This is a genomic window from Bacillus sp. DC4300-2b2 (genome assembly GCF_049895685.1).
GTDB classification, from domain to species: domain Bacteria; phylum Bacillota; class Bacilli; order Bacillales; family Bacillaceae; genus Bacillus; species Bacillus safensis.
The window spans coordinates 303,056-320,629 of the sequence record NZ_JAFCSW010000001.1; the positions used below are offsets into that span (position 1 = coordinate 303,056).

The 17,574-nt window shown below is 43.6% G+C and carries 17 protein-coding genes; 1 reads left to right on the forward strand and 16 read right to left on the reverse strand.

All coding sequences use genetic code 11. The features are described from left to right. Window positions 1-9: 9 nt before the first annotated feature. The 14 genes from nikA to ACP69X_RS01720 form a co-directional block, all read right to left on the reverse strand. Window positions 10-1,632, reverse strand: coding sequence for a nickel ABC transporter substrate-binding protein (gene nikA / locus ACP69X_RS01655; RefSeq protein WP_426052357.1), 1,623 nt, complete (start codon window positions 1,630-1,632; stop codon window positions 10-12). A gap of 149 nt (window positions 1,633-1,781) precedes the next feature. Then, a complete protein-coding gene (locus ACP69X_RS01660) occupies window positions 1,782-2,960 on the reverse strand; it encodes a DegT/DnrJ/EryC1/StrS family aminotransferase (RefSeq protein WP_041088190.1) in 1,179 nt (392 codons plus the stop codon). Further along, complete coding sequence (locus ACP69X_RS01665) at window positions 2,960-3,646, reverse strand: acetyltransferase (RefSeq protein WP_426052358.1); 687 nt, start codon at window positions 3,644-3,646, stop codon at window positions 2,960-2,962. Before ACP69X_RS01665 ends, ACP69X_RS01660 begins: the two co-directional genes overlap by 1 nt. Continuing rightward, the gene (locus tag ACP69X_RS01670; protein ID WP_041088644.1) at window positions 3,609-4,202 is read right to left on the reverse strand and encodes a sugar transferase; all 594 of its coding nucleotides are present in this window, start codon (window positions 4,200-4,202) and stop codon (window positions 3,609-3,611) included. Before ACP69X_RS01670 ends, ACP69X_RS01665 begins: the two co-directional genes overlap by 38 nt. A 20-nt stretch (window positions 4,203-4,222) precedes the next feature. Next, window positions 4,223-5,737 carry an MATE family efflux transporter gene (locus ACP69X_RS01675; protein ID WP_073978964.1) on the reverse strand — a complete coding sequence of 505 codons (1,515 nt, stop codon included), beginning with the start codon at window positions 5,735-5,737 and terminating at the stop codon, window positions 4,223-4,225. Window positions 5,738-5,765: 28 nt separating this feature from the next. Then, complete coding sequence (locus tag ACP69X_RS01680; protein ID WP_041088643.1) at window positions 5,766-6,788, reverse strand: polysaccharide pyruvyl transferase family protein; 1,023 nt, start codon at window positions 6,786-6,788, stop codon at window positions 5,766-5,768. A gap of 11 nt (window positions 6,789-6,799) precedes the next feature. After that, window positions 6,800-7,822 carry a glycosyltransferase family 2 protein gene (locus ACP69X_RS01685; RefSeq protein WP_041088184.1) on the reverse strand — a complete coding sequence of 341 codons (1,023 nt, stop codon included), beginning with the start codon at window positions 7,820-7,822 and terminating at the stop codon, window positions 6,800-6,802. A 27-nt stretch (window positions 7,823-7,849) separates the two neighbouring features. Beyond that, complete coding sequence (locus ACP69X_RS01690; RefSeq protein WP_041088182.1) at window positions 7,850-8,953, reverse strand: EpsG family protein; 1,104 nt, start codon at window positions 8,951-8,953, stop codon at window positions 7,850-7,852. 14 nt (window positions 8,954-8,967) lie between these two features. Further along, window positions 8,968-10,098 (reverse strand): glycosyltransferase family 1 protein, encoded by a 1,131-nt coding sequence (locus ACP69X_RS01695; protein ID WP_041088180.1) that lies wholly within the window; start codon window positions 10,096-10,098, stop codon window positions 8,968-8,970. Further along, window positions 10,091-10,930 carry a glycosyltransferase family 2 protein gene (locus tag ACP69X_RS01700; RefSeq protein WP_411264081.1) on the reverse strand — a complete coding sequence of 280 codons (840 nt, stop codon included), beginning with the start codon at window positions 10,928-10,930 and terminating at the stop codon, window positions 10,091-10,093. The genes ACP69X_RS01695 and ACP69X_RS01700 overlap by 8 nt, the downstream gene beginning before the upstream one ends. Continuing rightward, window positions 10,923-12,071, reverse strand: a complete 1,149-nt coding sequence (locus ACP69X_RS01705) for a glycosyltransferase family 4 protein (protein ID WP_426052359.1) — start codon at window positions 12,069-12,071, stop codon at window positions 10,923-10,925. The genes ACP69X_RS01700 and ACP69X_RS01705 overlap by 8 nt, the downstream gene beginning before the upstream one ends. Further along, entirely contained in the window at window positions 12,037-13,911 is a 1,875-nt protein-coding gene (locus ACP69X_RS01710; protein WP_041088174.1) for a polysaccharide biosynthesis protein, read from the reverse strand. The genes ACP69X_RS01705 and ACP69X_RS01710 overlap by 35 nt, the downstream gene beginning before the upstream one ends. 165 nt (window positions 13,912-14,076) lie before the next feature. Continuing rightward, window positions 14,077-14,760, reverse strand: coding sequence for a CpsD/CapB family tyrosine-protein kinase (locus tag ACP69X_RS01715; protein WP_041088172.1), 684 nt, complete (start codon window positions 14,758-14,760; stop codon window positions 14,077-14,079). Further along, entirely contained in the window at window positions 14,750-15,481 is a 732-nt protein-coding gene (locus tag ACP69X_RS01720) for a YveK family protein (protein WP_024423528.1), read from the reverse strand. The genes ACP69X_RS01715 and ACP69X_RS01720 overlap by 11 nt, the downstream gene beginning before the upstream one ends. A 257-nt stretch (window positions 15,482-15,738) precedes the next feature. Here ACP69X_RS01720 and slrR point away from each other — a divergent pair, with 257 nt between their 5' ends. Next, entirely contained in the window at window positions 15,739-16,209 is a 471-nt protein-coding gene (gene slrR / locus ACP69X_RS01725; protein ID WP_073978959.1) for an HTH-type transcriptional regulator SlrR, read from the forward strand. An 85-nt stretch (window positions 16,210-16,294) separates the two neighbouring features. On the opposite strand, the gene ACP69X_RS01730 is transcribed toward slrR, so the two are convergent. Further along, a complete protein-coding gene (locus ACP69X_RS01730; RefSeq protein WP_024423530.1) occupies window positions 16,295-16,519 on the reverse strand; it encodes a phage holin in 225 nt (74 codons plus the stop codon). 144 nt (window positions 16,520-16,663) lie between these two features. After that, complete coding sequence (locus tag ACP69X_RS01735; protein ID WP_370333474.1) at window positions 16,664-17,563, reverse strand: iron-hydroxamate ABC transporter substrate-binding protein; 900 nt, start codon at window positions 17,561-17,563, stop codon at window positions 16,664-16,666. Between the last annotated feature and the right edge of the window lie 11 nt (window positions 17,564-17,574).

The window sequence follows — 17,574 nt, forward strand, 5'->3', positions numbered from 1 at the left end:
TTCCTTCTGTTACTTCAGCTTAATGCCTGTGAAAGGATGTTCATCACGATTCGCAGGGAATTCAAAGTCCTTCACAGCTTTTTGATAAACGGCTGTCTTTTTAAAATAAGAGATTGGCACAATTGCCCCTTGATCCTGTAAAGAGGATAAGACGGACGAATACAGTGCTTTACGTTTCTTTTCATTTGTTGTTGATGGAATTTCCGTCATTTCTTTGATCAGCTTTTCCTTATTTGAGTAGGCTGAGATGGCTTCTTTGAATCCAAAACCATCTGATGAGAGAACGTTCATAAATGTATGCGGATCATACGGCGCTCCGTAATTACTAAAGAAGTTCATATCAAACTTATTGGCTTTAAACCGCTGAACCTGTGTAGCCAAATCCACACCCTCAAGTTTGACACCAACACCAACGGCTGCCCATTCTGCTTGCAGCGTCTCAGCCATTGCTTTTTGAATCGATTCTGCCGAGTCATACATCATGCTGAACTCAAGCTTTTTCCCATCTTTTTCTCGAACGGATTTTCCTTTTGGAAGTGTCCAGCCCGCTTCATCCAGCAATGCTTTGGCTTTGTCCACATCATATTTGAAAGACTTCACTTGAATGTTTGACGTATACGGCATGTTTGTCGGCAGGATGTGATCTGCTTCATCCTCTAAACCAGAGGTGACCCCTTCTACCATTGATTTTTTATTGAACGCATATTGAAGGGCGTGACGCACTTTCTCATCTGACAGCTGATCCACTTTTGTGTTCATGACAAGCTGTCTCGTTGCAACAGGCTCTGACATTTTCGTTTCATACTTGCCGCTTGCCTCTAGCTGTTTGTAAGAATCAAGGCTAATGGTTCCTTCTCCGTAAAGTAGATCCACATCTCCTTTTTCAAATGCCATGACTCTCGTTTCCGCATCTGGGATGACCTTTACCTTGATTTCTTTTACCTTTGGTTTTTCTCCCCAATAATGATCGTTTCGTTCGAAAATGGCATAGTCATCTTTTTTATATGTTTTTAAAACCCAAGGGCCTGTCCCCACTGGTTTTTCAATTCCTTTTGACGTATCTCCGTTTTTAGGGAAGCCTGCTTCACCTAAGAAACGAACTGGACGAACAACGGCTAATTCTTGCACAGTTGGATAATATGGTGCTGTTAATGTGAGTTTAAATGTCTTTTTATCAACGGCTTCTGTCTTTTTGATTTTCTTAATGACACCTAACCAGCTATGTAAATCTTTATTTTTTAAAATCGTATCAAAGTTCTTTTTAACAATATCCGCATTAAATTCAGAGCCATCTGAGAATGTTACTCCGTCTCTTAAATGGAACGTATACACCTTGCCATCCTTTGAAACATCCCATGATTTCGCTAATTCTGGTTTCAGCTTTCCATTCTTTTGATAGCTCACCAACGGCTCATAAATCATTGATTGTGCAAACAATTGTGATGGGTTGTATACGTGTGGATTCATTTCACCAACATCTCTTGGCCAAGCCATTGTGATCATGTCAGGGTGATCCTTATTTCCATCCGCTCCATTGCTTGTTTGAGAGCATCCTACTAATAAAAAGAGAATAAGCAGGAAGGGTAACACAGTATTTATTTTAATTTTCGGAAAATTATTCCAAATAGTCATAAGTTGTTCCTCCTAATTGATGCTGATAATCATTTTCATTTTAAGGAGGAAGAGAGCCCTTGTCAATATCATATTTGAAACGAAATGACAACGATCGTTCCTAGTTAATCCATAAATTGAGAAATTTGATAGAAAGAGAGGCAGGCTGCTTACGAATGAGCAGCCTGTGAAGAGGTAAATGTTTTTTCTCGCAGCATGTCATGAAGTATATGGATGATACGCTCCTGTTCTGCATCTGTCATGCTCGTTCCAGACGGGAGACAAAGCCCCCTCTCAAATAACAGCTCGGATACAGGCGTCCCTTTTTCCGCAGTATAAAAAGGGCAATGACGAAAGAGCGGCTGCTGGTGTAGCGGCTTCCATACATGCCTTGCTTCGATTTGTTCTTTTTCTAAAGCAAGAATGATATCTGCTGGAGACAATTTTGTATCACGTTCAATGGTCAATGCCGTCAGCCAGCGGTTGGATTTCGTTTCTTGATATTCTGGCATCAAATGAAGACCCTCCGCTTCTGATAAAGCGTCCTGATAACGCTGGAAAATGCGGCGCTTTTGATCAACACGTTCGTCCAGCACTTCCATTTGAGCAATCCCGACACCTGCTAAGAGGTTGCTCATGCGATAGTTGTATCCCATCTCTTGATGCTCATAGTGCATGGCTTGTTCTCTTGCCTGTGACGCAAGAAAGCGGCATCGTTCAATCGCTGCTTCATCATCACTCACAAGCATTCCGCCCCCTGATGTTGTAATGATTTTATTTCCATTAAAAGAATAGATACCGAACCTGCCCATTGAGCCGCTTTTCCTTCCTTTATACAGCGCACCTAACGATTCAGCGGCATCCTCAATGACGGGTACATCATATGCTTCACACAGAGCCATGATCTCGTCCATTTTTGCACTTTGCCCATATAAATGGACGACAATGACCGCGCGAGGTTTTTTCCCAAGACGTTTTGATTCAACAAAGGCTTTCTCTAAAGCGAGCGGGCACATATTCCACGTCTCCCTTTCAGAATCAATAAAAACGGGCACCGCTTGTTCATATAAAATCGGATTTGCCGTTGCAACAAACGTGAGGGTGGAACAAAAGACAATGTCTCCTTTTTGTACACCTATCAGCTTTAAAGCAAGGTGAATCGCTGCTGTTCCTGAGGATAAAGCAGCTCCTGTCTTCACTCCTGCATAGTCCGCCACTGTCTGCTCAAATTCATTCACAAGCGGTCCAAGCGGCGCAATCCAGTTGCTTTTGAAGGCTTCCTCTATTTTGAGATACTCTTTTCCGCTCATATGTGGAGGAGATAAGTAAATTCGCTTCCTTTCTTTCATCATTTCCCACCTTCTTTCCGATCTTTGATTTCCATTGCAGGGTTTCCTACAGCGACCTTCTGATCATGTATATCTCTTGTTACTGCCGCGCCAGCGCCAATGACCGTCCAGCTTCCGATCGTTGTACCCGGTATCACCACGGCACCTGCCCCAATATGGACACCCTCTCGCACGGAAACACCGCCAGTCAGAACCGCGCCTGGTGACAGGTGCACAAACGATTCGAGTATGCAGTCATGCTCCACGATAGACCCTGTATTCATTATCGCGTGCTCACCGATGACTGCATCGGCTTGAACCACGGTCCTTGCCATCACGACAGTCCCCTTTCCAATGACAGCTGACGGACTTATGACCGCCTCTGGGTGAATGAGTGTGGCATATTCTGTGTCTTCAAATGAGAGACGTTCCTTCATGAGCTGTCTGATCTCATTTTGTCCAATCGCAATCAACCATTTCATATGAGGCATTGTCTCTCTCAGTTGCTCACTCATGGAGATCGGTCCATACAAAATGCCGCTTTGAGTGACCTCCTCTTCAAATTGATCATCTAACACCGCATATAATGAGTAATCAGAATGTGCAAAAATGAGATCTTGGATGACTTTGCTATGTCCTCCAGCCCCAATTAAACCAATGGTTTGCTTCTTACATATCGGTTCCTTTAAATTTTTCAGCTGTGGCATGATCCGGCTGCTGCACCCCCTCTGTTTTCATGACTTTCAGCAAGGTCATCCATAGAATTTTCATATCGAGCCAAAACGATTGATGCTCGACATACCAAAGGTCATAGGTGAATTTCTCCTCCCAGGAAAGCGTGTTTCGGCCGTTCACCTGTGCCCAACCTGTTATGCCGGGCTTTACAAGATGACGCCTTGCTTGTTCCTCTGTATACATAGGCAAATACTCCATCAAAAGCGGTCTTGGCCCGACGAGACTGAGCTCTCCTTTGAGTACATTGACAAGCTGCGGCAATTCATCAAGACTAAGCTTTCGAATCAAGGCGCCGGTTTTTGTTAATCGCAGATGATCTGGCAGTAGCTCCCCATGTTCGTCGCGTTCATCGGTCATTGTCCGAAATTTATAGAGCATAAAAGGCCTGCCATACAGACCAGGCCGCTTCTGCCGAAACACCACAGGCGTTCCAATTTTCCATCTAATCAGTCCATAGATGAGAAGAAAAAGAAGACTGCCTGCGATGAGCAGCGTCAATGCCACCATCACATCTATCAATCTTTTCATCATTGCATCTCCTTTTCATATTAGCGGGAGACCGCATGTTTTACCTTACGCATCAGCTGCATCCGCTCTCGTTTCGTTCCTGCAAACAGATACAAGTAGCCTATATAGAGAATGAAACAAAGCCCGCCAATACAAAACAGCTCCCACCATGAAGTCACGTTATATACCGCTTGAATTCCTGCGCAGACGCCCCAAATAAATAGCGCTCCTACAAGCGGAACCAGCGTATGCTTGTAAAAGATGGTGCGTTTCTGATTCGTGATGCTGGCCGTATAAAATGGCAGAAACACGATATTTTTAATCAATAAAACCATTGCCCCCGCTGATGCAATGCCATATAAACCGAGCTGCAGCATATGAGTCAATCCATAGGCAAAAAGCACATTAGACACACCTAATATAAGGGTGACAACCGCAGGAACTTTAAAACGATTAAACACGGTTGGCACATATGTGAGCGGTAAAAACATCAAGGTCAAACATAAATAAGCCGCATGAATCATGAGAAGCCATTTTAGCTCCTCAAAAGCAGGCCCGAGCCATAGAAGCATGAGCGGACCAGCGAGACCTCCTAAAAGTGCGGCTGGGAACGCAACAAATAAGCCGCTCCACTTAATAGCGTTTGCAGCATATTGAATGAGCCCCTCTTTGTCCTGATTCGAATAAAATTTCGTAATCGTTGGTGCAAACACAACGGCCAGTGTCCCTGCCAGTGTGCGTAATAATAATGGAAACTGTAAAATCGCCGCATATTTGCCTGTCGCTTCAGCTCCAATGAGCAAGTTGGTCATCAATAAATCAATTTGTAAAAACAACAAAATCCCCATTTGCTCAAATGAATGCCAGACCCCTGATCGAACAAGAGTGAGACTAGACGATAATGAGACGTGCCGCCACTTAAATGAAAACCAAGGGATGAGTTTCTTAAAATAATAGATACCGATTCCCATAGCCGCTAAGCTTCCAATGACAGCCGCAAGTGGAATATGCCAAATGGCTGGTGTCGTCCATGTAAACAGGATGACAATCATCAGTGCTCTCAAAAACATTTGAATTGCCTGTCCAACACTTGATACATAGAGCTTATTCGCATAAAACGGTGCAGCCCCAATGCCAGACATGACGAAATTGAGCATAAATAAAAGACCCCCTAAAATAAAGGCGGTCTGTGTGTCTTTTGCGAGATGAACGGGCACATGAAGCCACTCAACCAGCTGATGAGATATGAAAAGACAAAGCAAAAAGAGACTAATAGATAGTAAAAACGAACTGACGAAATAGGAAGCGAGATAGCGCTGCGCCTTCTCTATCTCTCCTTTATGAGCCGCCACAGAAAAAAAACGCACAACAACCGCACTTAACGAAGCGGTAATGACCGATAAATAGTTGATCATATTTTGCGTTAGATGGATTAAGCCGAATGCTTCCACTCCAAGCGTATGAACAATATAAGGTGTTAAACAAACAGACATGAGCATCATCAGGACAAATGTGATTAAGTTCGCACTGGCATTATAAAGAAACGCTCGATTCATTGTGCTTTCACGCAGCGTTTAAGAGCCCTCATCCAGCTTCCTCTCCCTTTTGACCACTTGTTTTCATCAGCTGATGAACGGCCTCTTTCACAGCGGTCTCATTTGGTTCTTTTAAAAGGGTCATAAACGGAAGGTGAGCCAACCACTCAAATCCCTCCATCACCTTATGATCAAACGATCTCAGGACAACACACGGTGTATGAGTGATCGCACAAAAGATCATGCCATGCAGACGATCTGTCACGACGACCTGTGCTTGTTTAAACTCCGTCCACAAAGCCGTTAATTCATTTAAGCGAGTTGTTCGATCGACCCGTTTGCCAATTGTTGTTGTGATCAAACCGACTTGATCATATGTCTCTTGGATATACTGCTGCAGCTGCTGACGCTCCTCCTTTGTGAGATATGCTTCTTGATCCTCACGTAGACAAAGCAAAACCCCTTCACGTGTTTCATCCTTTGACGATTCGTCTAATGACAGCACCATATCAGGCTGTTTCCATACATTTTGATCAGGAAAATGCTGCTTCATCCATTCATAGGTTGTTTGATCTCTTGCCATGAGGAGCAGTCTTGGGTGCTGCTTATACGTGTGTATGGCGCGTCGTTCCTCCCTTTTCCCTTTCTTTGTTTCTGTAAAATGAACAGTGGCAGGCAGCTGAATCATGGGATAGGACTTGAAGGTCTTGATGATAAATTGTCTCGTCCATTCTTCGTACCGGTATAAATCCCCCATATTGCCCCCACCGATGATACAGACGATGTCATCTGGATGCCGGCTGCGCTTTAGCGGACGGGCGAGGCGATAGATCTCTTTCATGTCCACTTCTATGATGTCATAGGCTGGAAAGTGTTTCTTTAAAAAACAATAACTCGCATAGGCAATCGCATGATCCCCTAAATTATCATGTCCCGGCAGCAGCGTGAGAATGATTTTCTTCTGATGACTCAGCTCTGGCAGCCTTTGGCGGCTCAGTCTATACTCAAGCGGATATTTGACCTTTAAGAGCAGCCACTCTGCGGCGTTTGCCTTCAATTGCTGCAATGTCAATCCCATCACCCCTATTTCCTTGTCTGATATTCGATCCATTTTTGATAGCTTGATGCCGCAGCAGAAAGCGGATAAATCAATCGACACTTAGCAAGAAATAAAATCATACGCTTTCGAGCTGTGAGCTTCGATGGTTCCACTTGTTTGACAGCATGCTGGAAAGCATCGTGTGTCACCATTTCCCGCATGTGACCAAGCTTTTCCTGAATAGAGAGATCATTTTGGCTCTTCCATTCGTTGAGCATACAATGAAGCGTATGATTGACGATAAAAAAGTCTAATGCTTTCTCATACAGAGAGACGTCATCATACTCTTTTAAAAACGAGTGCTGTGCATGATAAAAGGTCAGTCCATGATGGAAATACTGCTTCTGATATCGCTGTACAATAGATGACAGATGAACCCTATAGTAATAAAGGGGCTCATGAACAAAATCGATGCTGCGTGATAAAGAAAAACAGCGCAGCGTCACATATTGATCTTCAATGTTTTCAAGCTCACCCCGCAGCGGAAATCGAATGTGGTGTTTTTCCATAAAGGTACGCCGATACAGCTTATTCCATGAGAATCCAGTCAAGTCTCCGTGTAATAATGCTTTGATTAAATCCGTTTTTTCGGCTGACCGCTTGTCTAACAGCGTCGTTGGTATCGTTCTCTTTGACTGTTCAAATTGAATCCAATACTCACTCACAACAAGATCTGCCCCGGTCATTTCGGCTTTTTCGTACATAGCTTCACAGTAATGAGGAGCGAGAATATCATCTGAATCCACAAAGGCGAGATACGTCCCTTTCGCTTCCTCGATGCCCCTGTTTCTCACAGCGCCTAACCCTTGATTGGATTGATGGATCACCCGGAAACGCTCATCACGCTCAGCAAATGCTTCAAGACATTCTCCGCTGCGGTCGGTCGATCCATCATTGATAAGAATGACTTCTATATCAGAAAAGCTTTGATCCGCAATTGATTGAAGACATTGCTCCACATATTGACTCGTATTGTAAACTGCGACCAATAGACTGATAGCTGGCATTAAAGCATGCCCCACCTTTCTTCAAATCTACTTTGTAAAAATCGTTCTATACGGCAAAACCGAAGAATCGAACGGCATCAGCATGATGCTGTACAGAATATAGCAAACAGCAATCCCTACATACATAAACACATTAGACCGCTGATCAAAAATACGTGTGAAATATGGCAGTAAAATGAGCTGATACAAACCAAAATAAATATGAAATCTTGCATAAATGACATCCTTCGTTGCAAGGATGCCAAACAAGAAACCAAGCAAACAAAAATTCACAATGTAATCACTCTCAGGTGTCAGCTCACGAAGTCGTTTCCGATAAAAGAAAGCGAGCAGAAGCGGCAAAATCAAGACACCGATTTTTGTCACATTCATTCCATTCGTATTCGTTGTGAGCCATTCCTCGTAATGACCATATGAACTTCCTTGCAGCATCACGACAAACACTGAGACAAAACGGTCATAAAGCGCGGTTAAGCCTAAGAAAATCAGGCATAAGAACAGCATCATCCAAGACCAAGCCTTTGTCCTCACAATAAAATAAACAGGAATCATGATGAGAGCCGATGAATGAAACAATGAACATACAAGGACGAGCGGAAAATACAATTTCCACTGACCATTGATCACCAACCGGATGGCATAAAAAAGAATCGCTGCCACCATATACTGACGCATGCCATTAAATGACGCATAATAATGAAAGGTCCCAAGAAAAAGCAACATACTCAGCTCAAATGGACGGCCATATTGAATAAGTGTCTTGATAATAAAAAAATAAGTAATGGCTCCGACTGAGATATACATGATTTGCGGATCATGAGACAGTTGATTAAGCATCCATAAAATAAACGTAAACCCCGGATCCGTTGCGGCTTTATCCACACCGAATCCGAATATATGCCAAGGCCTTTCATAGTTGATGGAGAACTCATACATCTGTCCATATGTGACAAAATCGGTTCCTACTTTGTACCGAATCCCAGAGACAATACAAAGAAACAAAAACGGAAAAAACACAAGAAGCTTGTTAGGCCGCCATCCGCTTTGAATGGTATCATCACGTCTGCCGTAAAATGCGGCAAAGCTCGACCATAAATAGACCATGATCATGTTCACCAAATAAACCGCCATCTGCCATTCCTTCCTTACAGTCCATATAGATTCATCACACGTGTAATATTCTGTTTCACATCAAATCCTCTTTGTTCAAGCTGTGAGGTAATGGTCTCTTGAAGAGGAGGTTCTGCATGATATGCTTCAAGCACCGCCTTCATCCATTCATGCGCGGAATCTCCCAGCGACATCCTTTTCACAAGCCCGCAGCCTAAATCTACTTCCTCTGTAATATGATCTGAAATCACACAAGGCAGCCCAGACGCCTGTGCTTCCACTAATACAAGCGGAAGACCTTCAAACAAAGAAGGCATCACAAAAACGTCAAATGCTTTCATATACTGCGGAACGTCTGATACGACGCCTGTAAAGACAATGTCCTCCATCAAGCCAGCCTTCTCCGCATACGATTCGACTACTTGCTTCAGCGGTCCATCCCCTACGAGGACAAGCTGAAATGAAACGCCTTGCTTCTTTAAGGTCTGTGCCAGCTCCATAAAAAAAACATGATTTTTTTGCTCATGGAACCGCCCAATATGACCGATGACCATGTTTTTTCCGTGAAGATGGAACTGCTTTTTCATCTCTGCCTTTTCGTCTGGATCAGGCTGAAAAAAAAGGGATAAATCAATCCCATTTGGTAGCACCTCAACTTGCCCATTCTGCATTTTTTTCTGTCCAAATAAAAAGACTCCGGCATCCTCGCCGCATGCAACAAGCTGTGTAGAGAATGCAAAGATCAGCTGACGAAACCCTTTGAGCATCATATGATCCAGCCAGTTTGGCGACTGCTTCCACGCTGTATTATGGGAATGGCAAATGCGAACCTTCACACCCGCTATTTTTGCAGCAAGTGCGGAGAAGCCTGTCTGAAAATCCGTATGTGCATGCACTGCCTGATAGGGTCCTGTTTGCCTAATTGTCTTTGTCAATGTTTTCACAAAAGCAACCGGAGAGGACGCCCCAATACTCGGGACATAAAAGATGCGTCCCCCAAGCTCGCGAATTTCCTCATCATAATCACAGACGTCCTGCCGGTGGGTAATGAAATCAAATTGAAGGACATTCCTGTTGAGTGCACGATAGATGTTCATAATCATCGTTTCAGCACCGCCGCGGTTCATCCCGCCCACAATATGAAGCACGCGCTTTGGCTTACTCATCCCGAACAGCCCTCCTCTTCAGCATAGACGACGCCAGCTTCCGGCGATGATAAAGCTTCATGACCTTCGGTGACAAGCAGGCACGGACCACCGGCTTTAGAGCAAATAAATAGTCAAGCGGCGATAGCTTTAATAGCCAGCATGCTTTCAAAACGAGCCAGGCATTATCCATCGAATATCGAAACTTTCGCCGCTGAAAGGCCGCTTCATCCTCTCTCACAAAATATAACGGCTCTTGTAAATTAAAGCCTTTCCTCCCAGCAGCAAAAAAGCGGATCCAAAGATCGATATCTTCCATCCGCCTCGTTGTTTTCACAGAGCGATATCCATTTAAAGCTTTGTAAGCAGAAGCCCTCATCATAATGGTCCCATGACAAAAAGGAGTCCCTCTTGCCATCACCTTCCGATCAGGCTCTGAAACAAGTGCCCGCACACCCCTTGTTCCCGTTTCATCAAAAACCGTCATCGCCGTACCGACCACATCGTATTCAGGATATGTATCGAGGAAATGAACCTGTTTTTCTAAACGAACAGGCACCGATAGATCATCGCCATCCTGCCTTGCAATCAACTCTCCCCTCGCTTCAGCCAGACAGCGATTGAGACTGGCAGCGAGCCTTTGATTTTGTTTATTACGGATCAGGCGAATTCTTTCAGGGTGTCGTTTTGTATAAGACAGCACTTTCTCATAAGTGCCATCTGTTGATGCGTCATCACATATGATGAGCTCCCAGTTTTCATATGTTTGATGAAGAATGGATTCAATACTTTCTTCTACTGTCTCTTGGCAATTGTAGACGCCCATGATAATTGACACCTTTGGTTTATGCATGCTGTATCACCTTCTCTGCTTGATCCATATAGATTGTATAAATTTCTTCCATTGCACTGACTGTCTGTTCCTGTGCAAATGCATGCGCTATAGAGCGTCCCGCTTTTCCCATGAGGGGCAGCTGATCCTTTTTGTCATAGAGCTGCTGCAAATAATCAGCTAAACCATTCACATCCTGCGGTTTAACTAAAAAACCATTGACGCCATGTTTGACAAGCTCACAATGCCCTCTATTCTCCGTTGCAATGACGGGTTTTTCTGCCGACATCGCTTCAAGCAGGTTCATGCCGAGCCCTTCTCTCAAGCTGGTGGAAACACACACATCGCTCATATGCATCCATTCCTCCATTTGTTTGCAAAACCCAGCAAAGTGAACATGCTTTTCAAGCTGGAGCTGGCGGGTAAGCTTTTCGTAGTTTGGCCTCATTGTCCCTTCCCCAGCAAACACGATCTTTATATTTGGTATTTTCCTAGACAGCTGTGCACATGCTTTGATGAGCATCCCTTGATTTTTATTCGTATTTAATTCGCCAGCACACAGCACGATAAAATCTTCCGAGGGAAAGCCATAGGCTGAGCGAAGACGCTGCTTCTCTTTTTCATCGACTGGTGCGAACCGTTTCATATCCACACCCATACCGGGCACATAATAAACAGATGCCCGCTCATTTGATAGACGGTCTGCTCTTTTAAAATCCTCTCCATTAATGGTGATCAGTGCGTCTGTATAGCGCGCAAGAAATCTCTCAATTGGATAATAGAGCAGCCAGTTTTGAAGCGGCGCCCCCTGCCAAAAGTGAAAGCCATGTGCCGTGTAAAGAACCTTCGTTCCTTTTTTGCGCGCGCCTTTGGCTGCAAGCCTGCCAATGACACTTCCCATTGGTGTGTGACAATGGATGAAATCATAGTGCTCTTTTGCTAACAGCTTCTTCAGTTCTACATACGCAAGCCGGTTGCGGACATGAAAAGGAGAGCGCTGAATCGGAATCGAGTGAGCTTGATTCACATAGGGCAGCTCCAGCTGGCCATTTGCCGCTGTATGTACTTCCCATCCTTTTTCCTGAAACCACCGGAAATACGGAAGATGAAAGGCCTTAAAGTGATAATCAACCGTTGCGCAAAACAAGACTTTTTTCTTCATTAGCAAGCGGCTCCTCCTCTCGTTTCATCTGTTCGGACAACATATCATGCGACGCAATGGCAGCAAACAATGCTTGTCTCATTTCCTCTTCACTCATCATGTCAAATTCATGGATAAAGCGGTTCAGCACATATGGGTCACCATCCAGCGCATGGCCGATATGAATTTTCGGGAAGATTTGCTCCTGTGCTTTTTCATGTTGGTTGAGAAGTTCCTCGTACATTTTCTCCCCAGGACGAATGCCTGTGAAAGTAATCGGAATCTGGTCTGTGGTGTAGCCTGAGAGGTGAATGAGGTTTTCTGCGAGGTCTACGATTTTCACTGGCTCCCCCATATCTAAAACAAAAATCTGTCTTCCTTCTGCCAGTGCACCTGCCTGAATCACAAGCCTTGATGCTTCTGGGATGGTCATAAAATATCTTGTCATGGCTGGGTGCGTGACCGTCACCGGCCCGCCTTGCTCGATTTGTTTCTTAAAAATAGGGATGACGCTCCCCCTGCTTCCAAGTACATTTCCAAATCGAACAGCGACAAATTTTGTTTCGCTGCTTGCCCCCATTTGCATGATCAGCATTTCAGCAAACCGCTTTGTGGCTCCCATCACATTGGCAGGGTTGACCGCTTTGTCAGATGAGATGAGGACGAATGTTTCAATGCCGTGCTCGTGTGCGGCTTCTGCGACATTTTTTGTCCCGATAATATTGTTTTTCACAGCTTCTTTCGGACTGATCTCCATGAGCGGAACATGCTTATGTGCCGCAGCATGATAAATCATATCCGGTTGAAACTGACCAACGATTTCACTCATTTTCTGTTTATCTTGAATATCCGCAATTTGTGGATAGAGTCTGATGCTGTTTCCATATAATTCTTTCAGCTCTAGTAAAATAGAATGAATGCTAAATTCTCCATGTCCCACAAGTACAATCGCTTGAGGAGCAAACACACAAATTTGACGGCAGATTTCTGACCCAATTGATCCGCCTGCCCCTGTGACCATGATCGTTTTTCCTTTTAAATGTACAGATAGACGGCTCGTATCTAATTGAATCGGTTCTCTCCCTAGTAAATCCTCTGGCTGTACATCCCGTAATTGATTCAGCGCATGGGTTCCTTTTAAAATCTGCTCCATTTCCGGCATGATCTGTGTTTTGACTCCGGTCGCTACACATTCCTTATACAGCCCTTTTAAGGTGTGGCTGCTTTTGGATGGAATGGCAATGATGATCTTCTGAATATCCATCATCACGACAGCTGTTTGAATTTGTTCTTTTCCTCCTATAACAGGCAGACCCATAATTTCAAGCCTATGTTTCGTCTTGTCATCATCGATGAAGGCGACTGGCTCAATATGTACATCACTCGATTGCTGAAGCTGACGAACGAGCATGGTCCCCGCTGATCCGGCGCCAATAATTAATGCCCGCTCCTTTTCTGCCTGAAGCCGTTTTGCTCCGTCATGAAATAGCCTAGAAGCCATCCGAGAGGCACCGATGAATAAGATATGAAAAAGCCACACAATGAATAAAAATCGAAATGGCCATGTCTGCACGAAAAGGTACAGCATCGTCATCGAAAATAAAAAAGAACACACAAAGGTCTTCATTAAAGAAAATAACTCTCTTACTCCTGTATAAGCCCATACTTGCTTGTACACATGAAACATACAGGCAAATAGATGGTGCCCAATGAGCAGACTGAGCGAAGAAATGGCGAGCATTTCAAATGTATAAACGGTTAAAGCCGCCTCTTGGACAAATTGAAAACCAAAAAAGACGGCAACTAAGATGAGATATGAATCTAGTGCTACGATGATTGATAATCTTTGGGCGTAAGTCAACGCTCCTCCCCCTTTTTAAAGCATCTCTATTCTTACGTAACATGGGCATCAAACCCGTCCTCACACCCCACTACTGATGACGAGCATCTAAGGCACCGGTTATGCCCACAGCAGGATCGAGTGCCTCCATTGTTAAAGATTAGGAGACATCACCTATCAATCTTTTTAATACATGTACAGCCTGCCCTTTTTCTCTTTCTTGCCATTTAGCATAGCTCCAAGCAGTTTACTTGTTGTTCCCTCTAATACTTCTTTTGATTTCTTCACAGCAGCAATCTTTGTTTTGCCGCTTAAGACAACGAGAATGCTCCCATCCGTCCGGTTCGCCAAGATCTTTGCATCTGCAACTGGCAGAAGCGGCGTGGAATCAACAATCACCATGTCATATTGCTGTTCAATCTCATAAAATAGCTGCTTCATCACAGAAGAGGAGAGCAGCTCAGCTGGATTCGGCGGAATGGTTCCGCTCGGAAGCAGCTCTAAATGCTCAATCGGTGTAGGTAAAATGGCTTCTTCCAAGCTGCAATTATTTAATAGCACATTCGTCAAACCGGTGTGATGACTCAGGTCAAAATATTCATGAATGGCCGGCTTTCGCAAATCAGCGTCCATGAGCAGCACCCGCTTGTTCTGCTGTGCAAAAACAGCTGCTAAGTTTGCAGCCGTAAATGATTTCCCTTCCTTCGGCAAGGAGGAGGTCACTAATATCGATTTCAGCCTTGTTTGGATCGATGTGAATTCGATGTTTGTTCGGATCGTACGGAATTGTTCCGCAATGACAGAGTGAGGATTTAATACAGAAATACAGGATAAATCTCTCTTTTCTCTTTTCTTCCTCTTAAAGATCAATGTTCTGTCCTCCCGTTATGACGGACTGCTTGTCTTTTTTGGCCCTCCTGTCTGCCTGCATCTGATAGACACTGCCTAGCGACGGCAATCCGATCTCTTCTCTTATTTGATGTGTTCGTTTTACAGTATCATCGAGTAAATTCATTAAGAAAATGAGTGTCATTCCCCCTAATAAAGAGGCGCCTAATGCCAGAACGATATGAACGAATTTCCTCGAATTCATCAGAATCGTGTTAGACAGCTTGGCTTCAGACAAAACATTAATGCGATCCATATTCATTGTTTTTTTGATTTCTTCTTGCAGCACCTCTGTTGCAGTATTCGCAATGGCGACTGCCTTCGCGCGATCCTCATCTTGTACAGAAATATTGATGACCTCAGACTCATTTTCTGTACTTGTGGCAATTTTGTGTTTTAGTCCTTCTGCTGATTCTGTGAGATGGAGTGTTTCTTTTACTTTTTCAATGACGATTGGGCTTTTTAATAAAACTTGAAAGGTACGTGTATATTGAAGGTTCATCTGAATATCGTTTAAATCTGCTTGTGCGTCATTGCTGCGTTTATGAACAAGAATTTGAGTGGTTGCCTGATATACAGGAGTCGAGACATAGAACTGATAATAGGCCGAAATGCCCGTTACGATCAGGACAATCAGGATCAGAAGGGCCATTTTCTCTTTAATGACAGAAAACAGCTGCTTAAAACCTATATTCTCATTCATAGATACCTCCCGATTTCATCACAAAAAGGTTATATATGGTTTCTTTTTGTTAATGATTGGATTATAAAAGATAATACCCGCAAAGAAAAATGTCATAATAGGTCTTATAGTTCTTTTTAAAGAACGAAATCGTTCGTTTTCTTTTGTTTACTTCCTGATTCTTACGTTTTTGAATTTTATAAAGAACAATTTATTTCTTATAATGAACGAAAAGGTCGCAGAACTATTCGCCGGGGAGAAGGGAGATCATTGATCGAATGATAGGCAAGGTGATACGCATTTACCGAAAGAGAAAAGGATACTCGATTCAGCAGCTGGCTGAAGATGCCCATGTCTCTAAGTCATATTTAAGCAAAATTGAGCGTGGTGTCCACAGAAATCCATCTGTCCAGTTCTTAAAAAAGGTATCCTCTTCACTAGAGATTGATTTACAAGAGCTGTTTGATGCAGAGACGATGATGTTTCATTACGCTGAGGGTGGTGAACACGAATGGCGGGAGCATATCGTCAATGCCGTCCAAGCCGGCATGCCTAAAGAAGAGCTCTATCAGCTGCTCCAAACGTACCGAAAGGAGCAGGAAGAAAAGTCGTTACATGTCACCCATAGAAAGCTGACTGATTCAAATATAGCAGAGTGGAAGCGTCTAATGAGTGAAGCGAAGGCAATTGGCTTAAGCATTGAGGAAGTAAAAGCTTTCCTCAACAACATGGGAGAACGCCGGGCGTAAGCCTTTCAGGAAGAATGATTGCGGGGAGAGGCGTTTGCGCTTCGATGAAAAAGAGCCTTTGATTCATGAAAGGCTCTTTTTTCTCTTATTCTTCTTTTTTTGTTCGTGCTTTTTTCGTTATATCATTGTTTTTCCAATAGGCCCATAGTGATGTAATCCCCAGAAAGGCAAGTGTGATGAATTGCTGAACGCCTTCTTCATCAATAGGAATTGGGCTTTTTCCCGCAGCAGTTAGCGCACTGTTAACAAGCGCCAGTAAAAGCAGCACAAGCCTTGCAATTGTACCTGCACTAATTTTTTGAACCTCCAACTGTAACCCCTCCCTTTCCTCTTCTTACGGACGGTATTGCTCGTTCTCTCTCATATGTATGCAGCAGCCAAATGAATAGAAGAACGAATCAAAAAAAGAGACATCATTCCTATATGCGGAATGATGCCTGATTTCATTTGCTATTTATTTAGAAAACATCTCTTTTGCTTCATCCAATGCCATTTTATTGCCTAGAGCTGAGTAATCGAGCCAAGGCTGATCTGCAATCGGATAGACTTGGTTTTTCTTCACTGCTTTTAGACCCTTCCATATCGGAGTCTTTTCTAATTGCTTGAATGCCTGCTGCGCTTTATCATCACGGTTGACAACGACAAAGATAGCATCAGCATCATAATCAGGAAGAACCTCTTGAGAAATCACTTCAAATGGGCGCTTGCTGTCCAGCTTTTTCACACCATCGACAGGAGTCAGGCCTAAATCCTGATATAAAATAGGACCCATTGGGCGCTTCATGCTAAATACGCGAAGCTCCTTTGCCGTCACACGGATCGCCATGACTTTTCCGTTTCCAATCTTTTTCTTGATGAGCGATTTGACTTCTTTTGCTTCTTGATTGTAATTCTTAATATATTGATCCGCTTCTTTTTCTTTATTGACGTGTTTGGCGATTTTTTTCAAATGATCCCGCCATGTGCCATCATTTAAATTAAACACTTCTGTTTTGGCGATCTTCTTATATTTCGATAGGTCTTGTCCGGCTAATTCTTCATCAACATAAATAACATCTGGTTGTAACGCAAGCAGTGATTCCATATCTGGATCAGCTGCAATGCCGAGCTTCTTCGTCTGACTCAGCTGCTTTTTCGCATGTGGAAGGAAATCTTTTAAGTCTCCTCCTACAACAGAGCCCGCCGGTTTGATACCGAGTGCTAACAAGTCATTTGTTAAATGAATGGACAAGGAAGCAATCTTTGGTGTTCCATTCGTCTTTTCATTTGTTGTATTCTTTGTTTCCTGTTGTCCGCAAGCGGCAAGCAGCAAGAAACAGAGCGTTAATCCAAACACTAGTAGTTTTTTCATGATGAGTTCCTCTT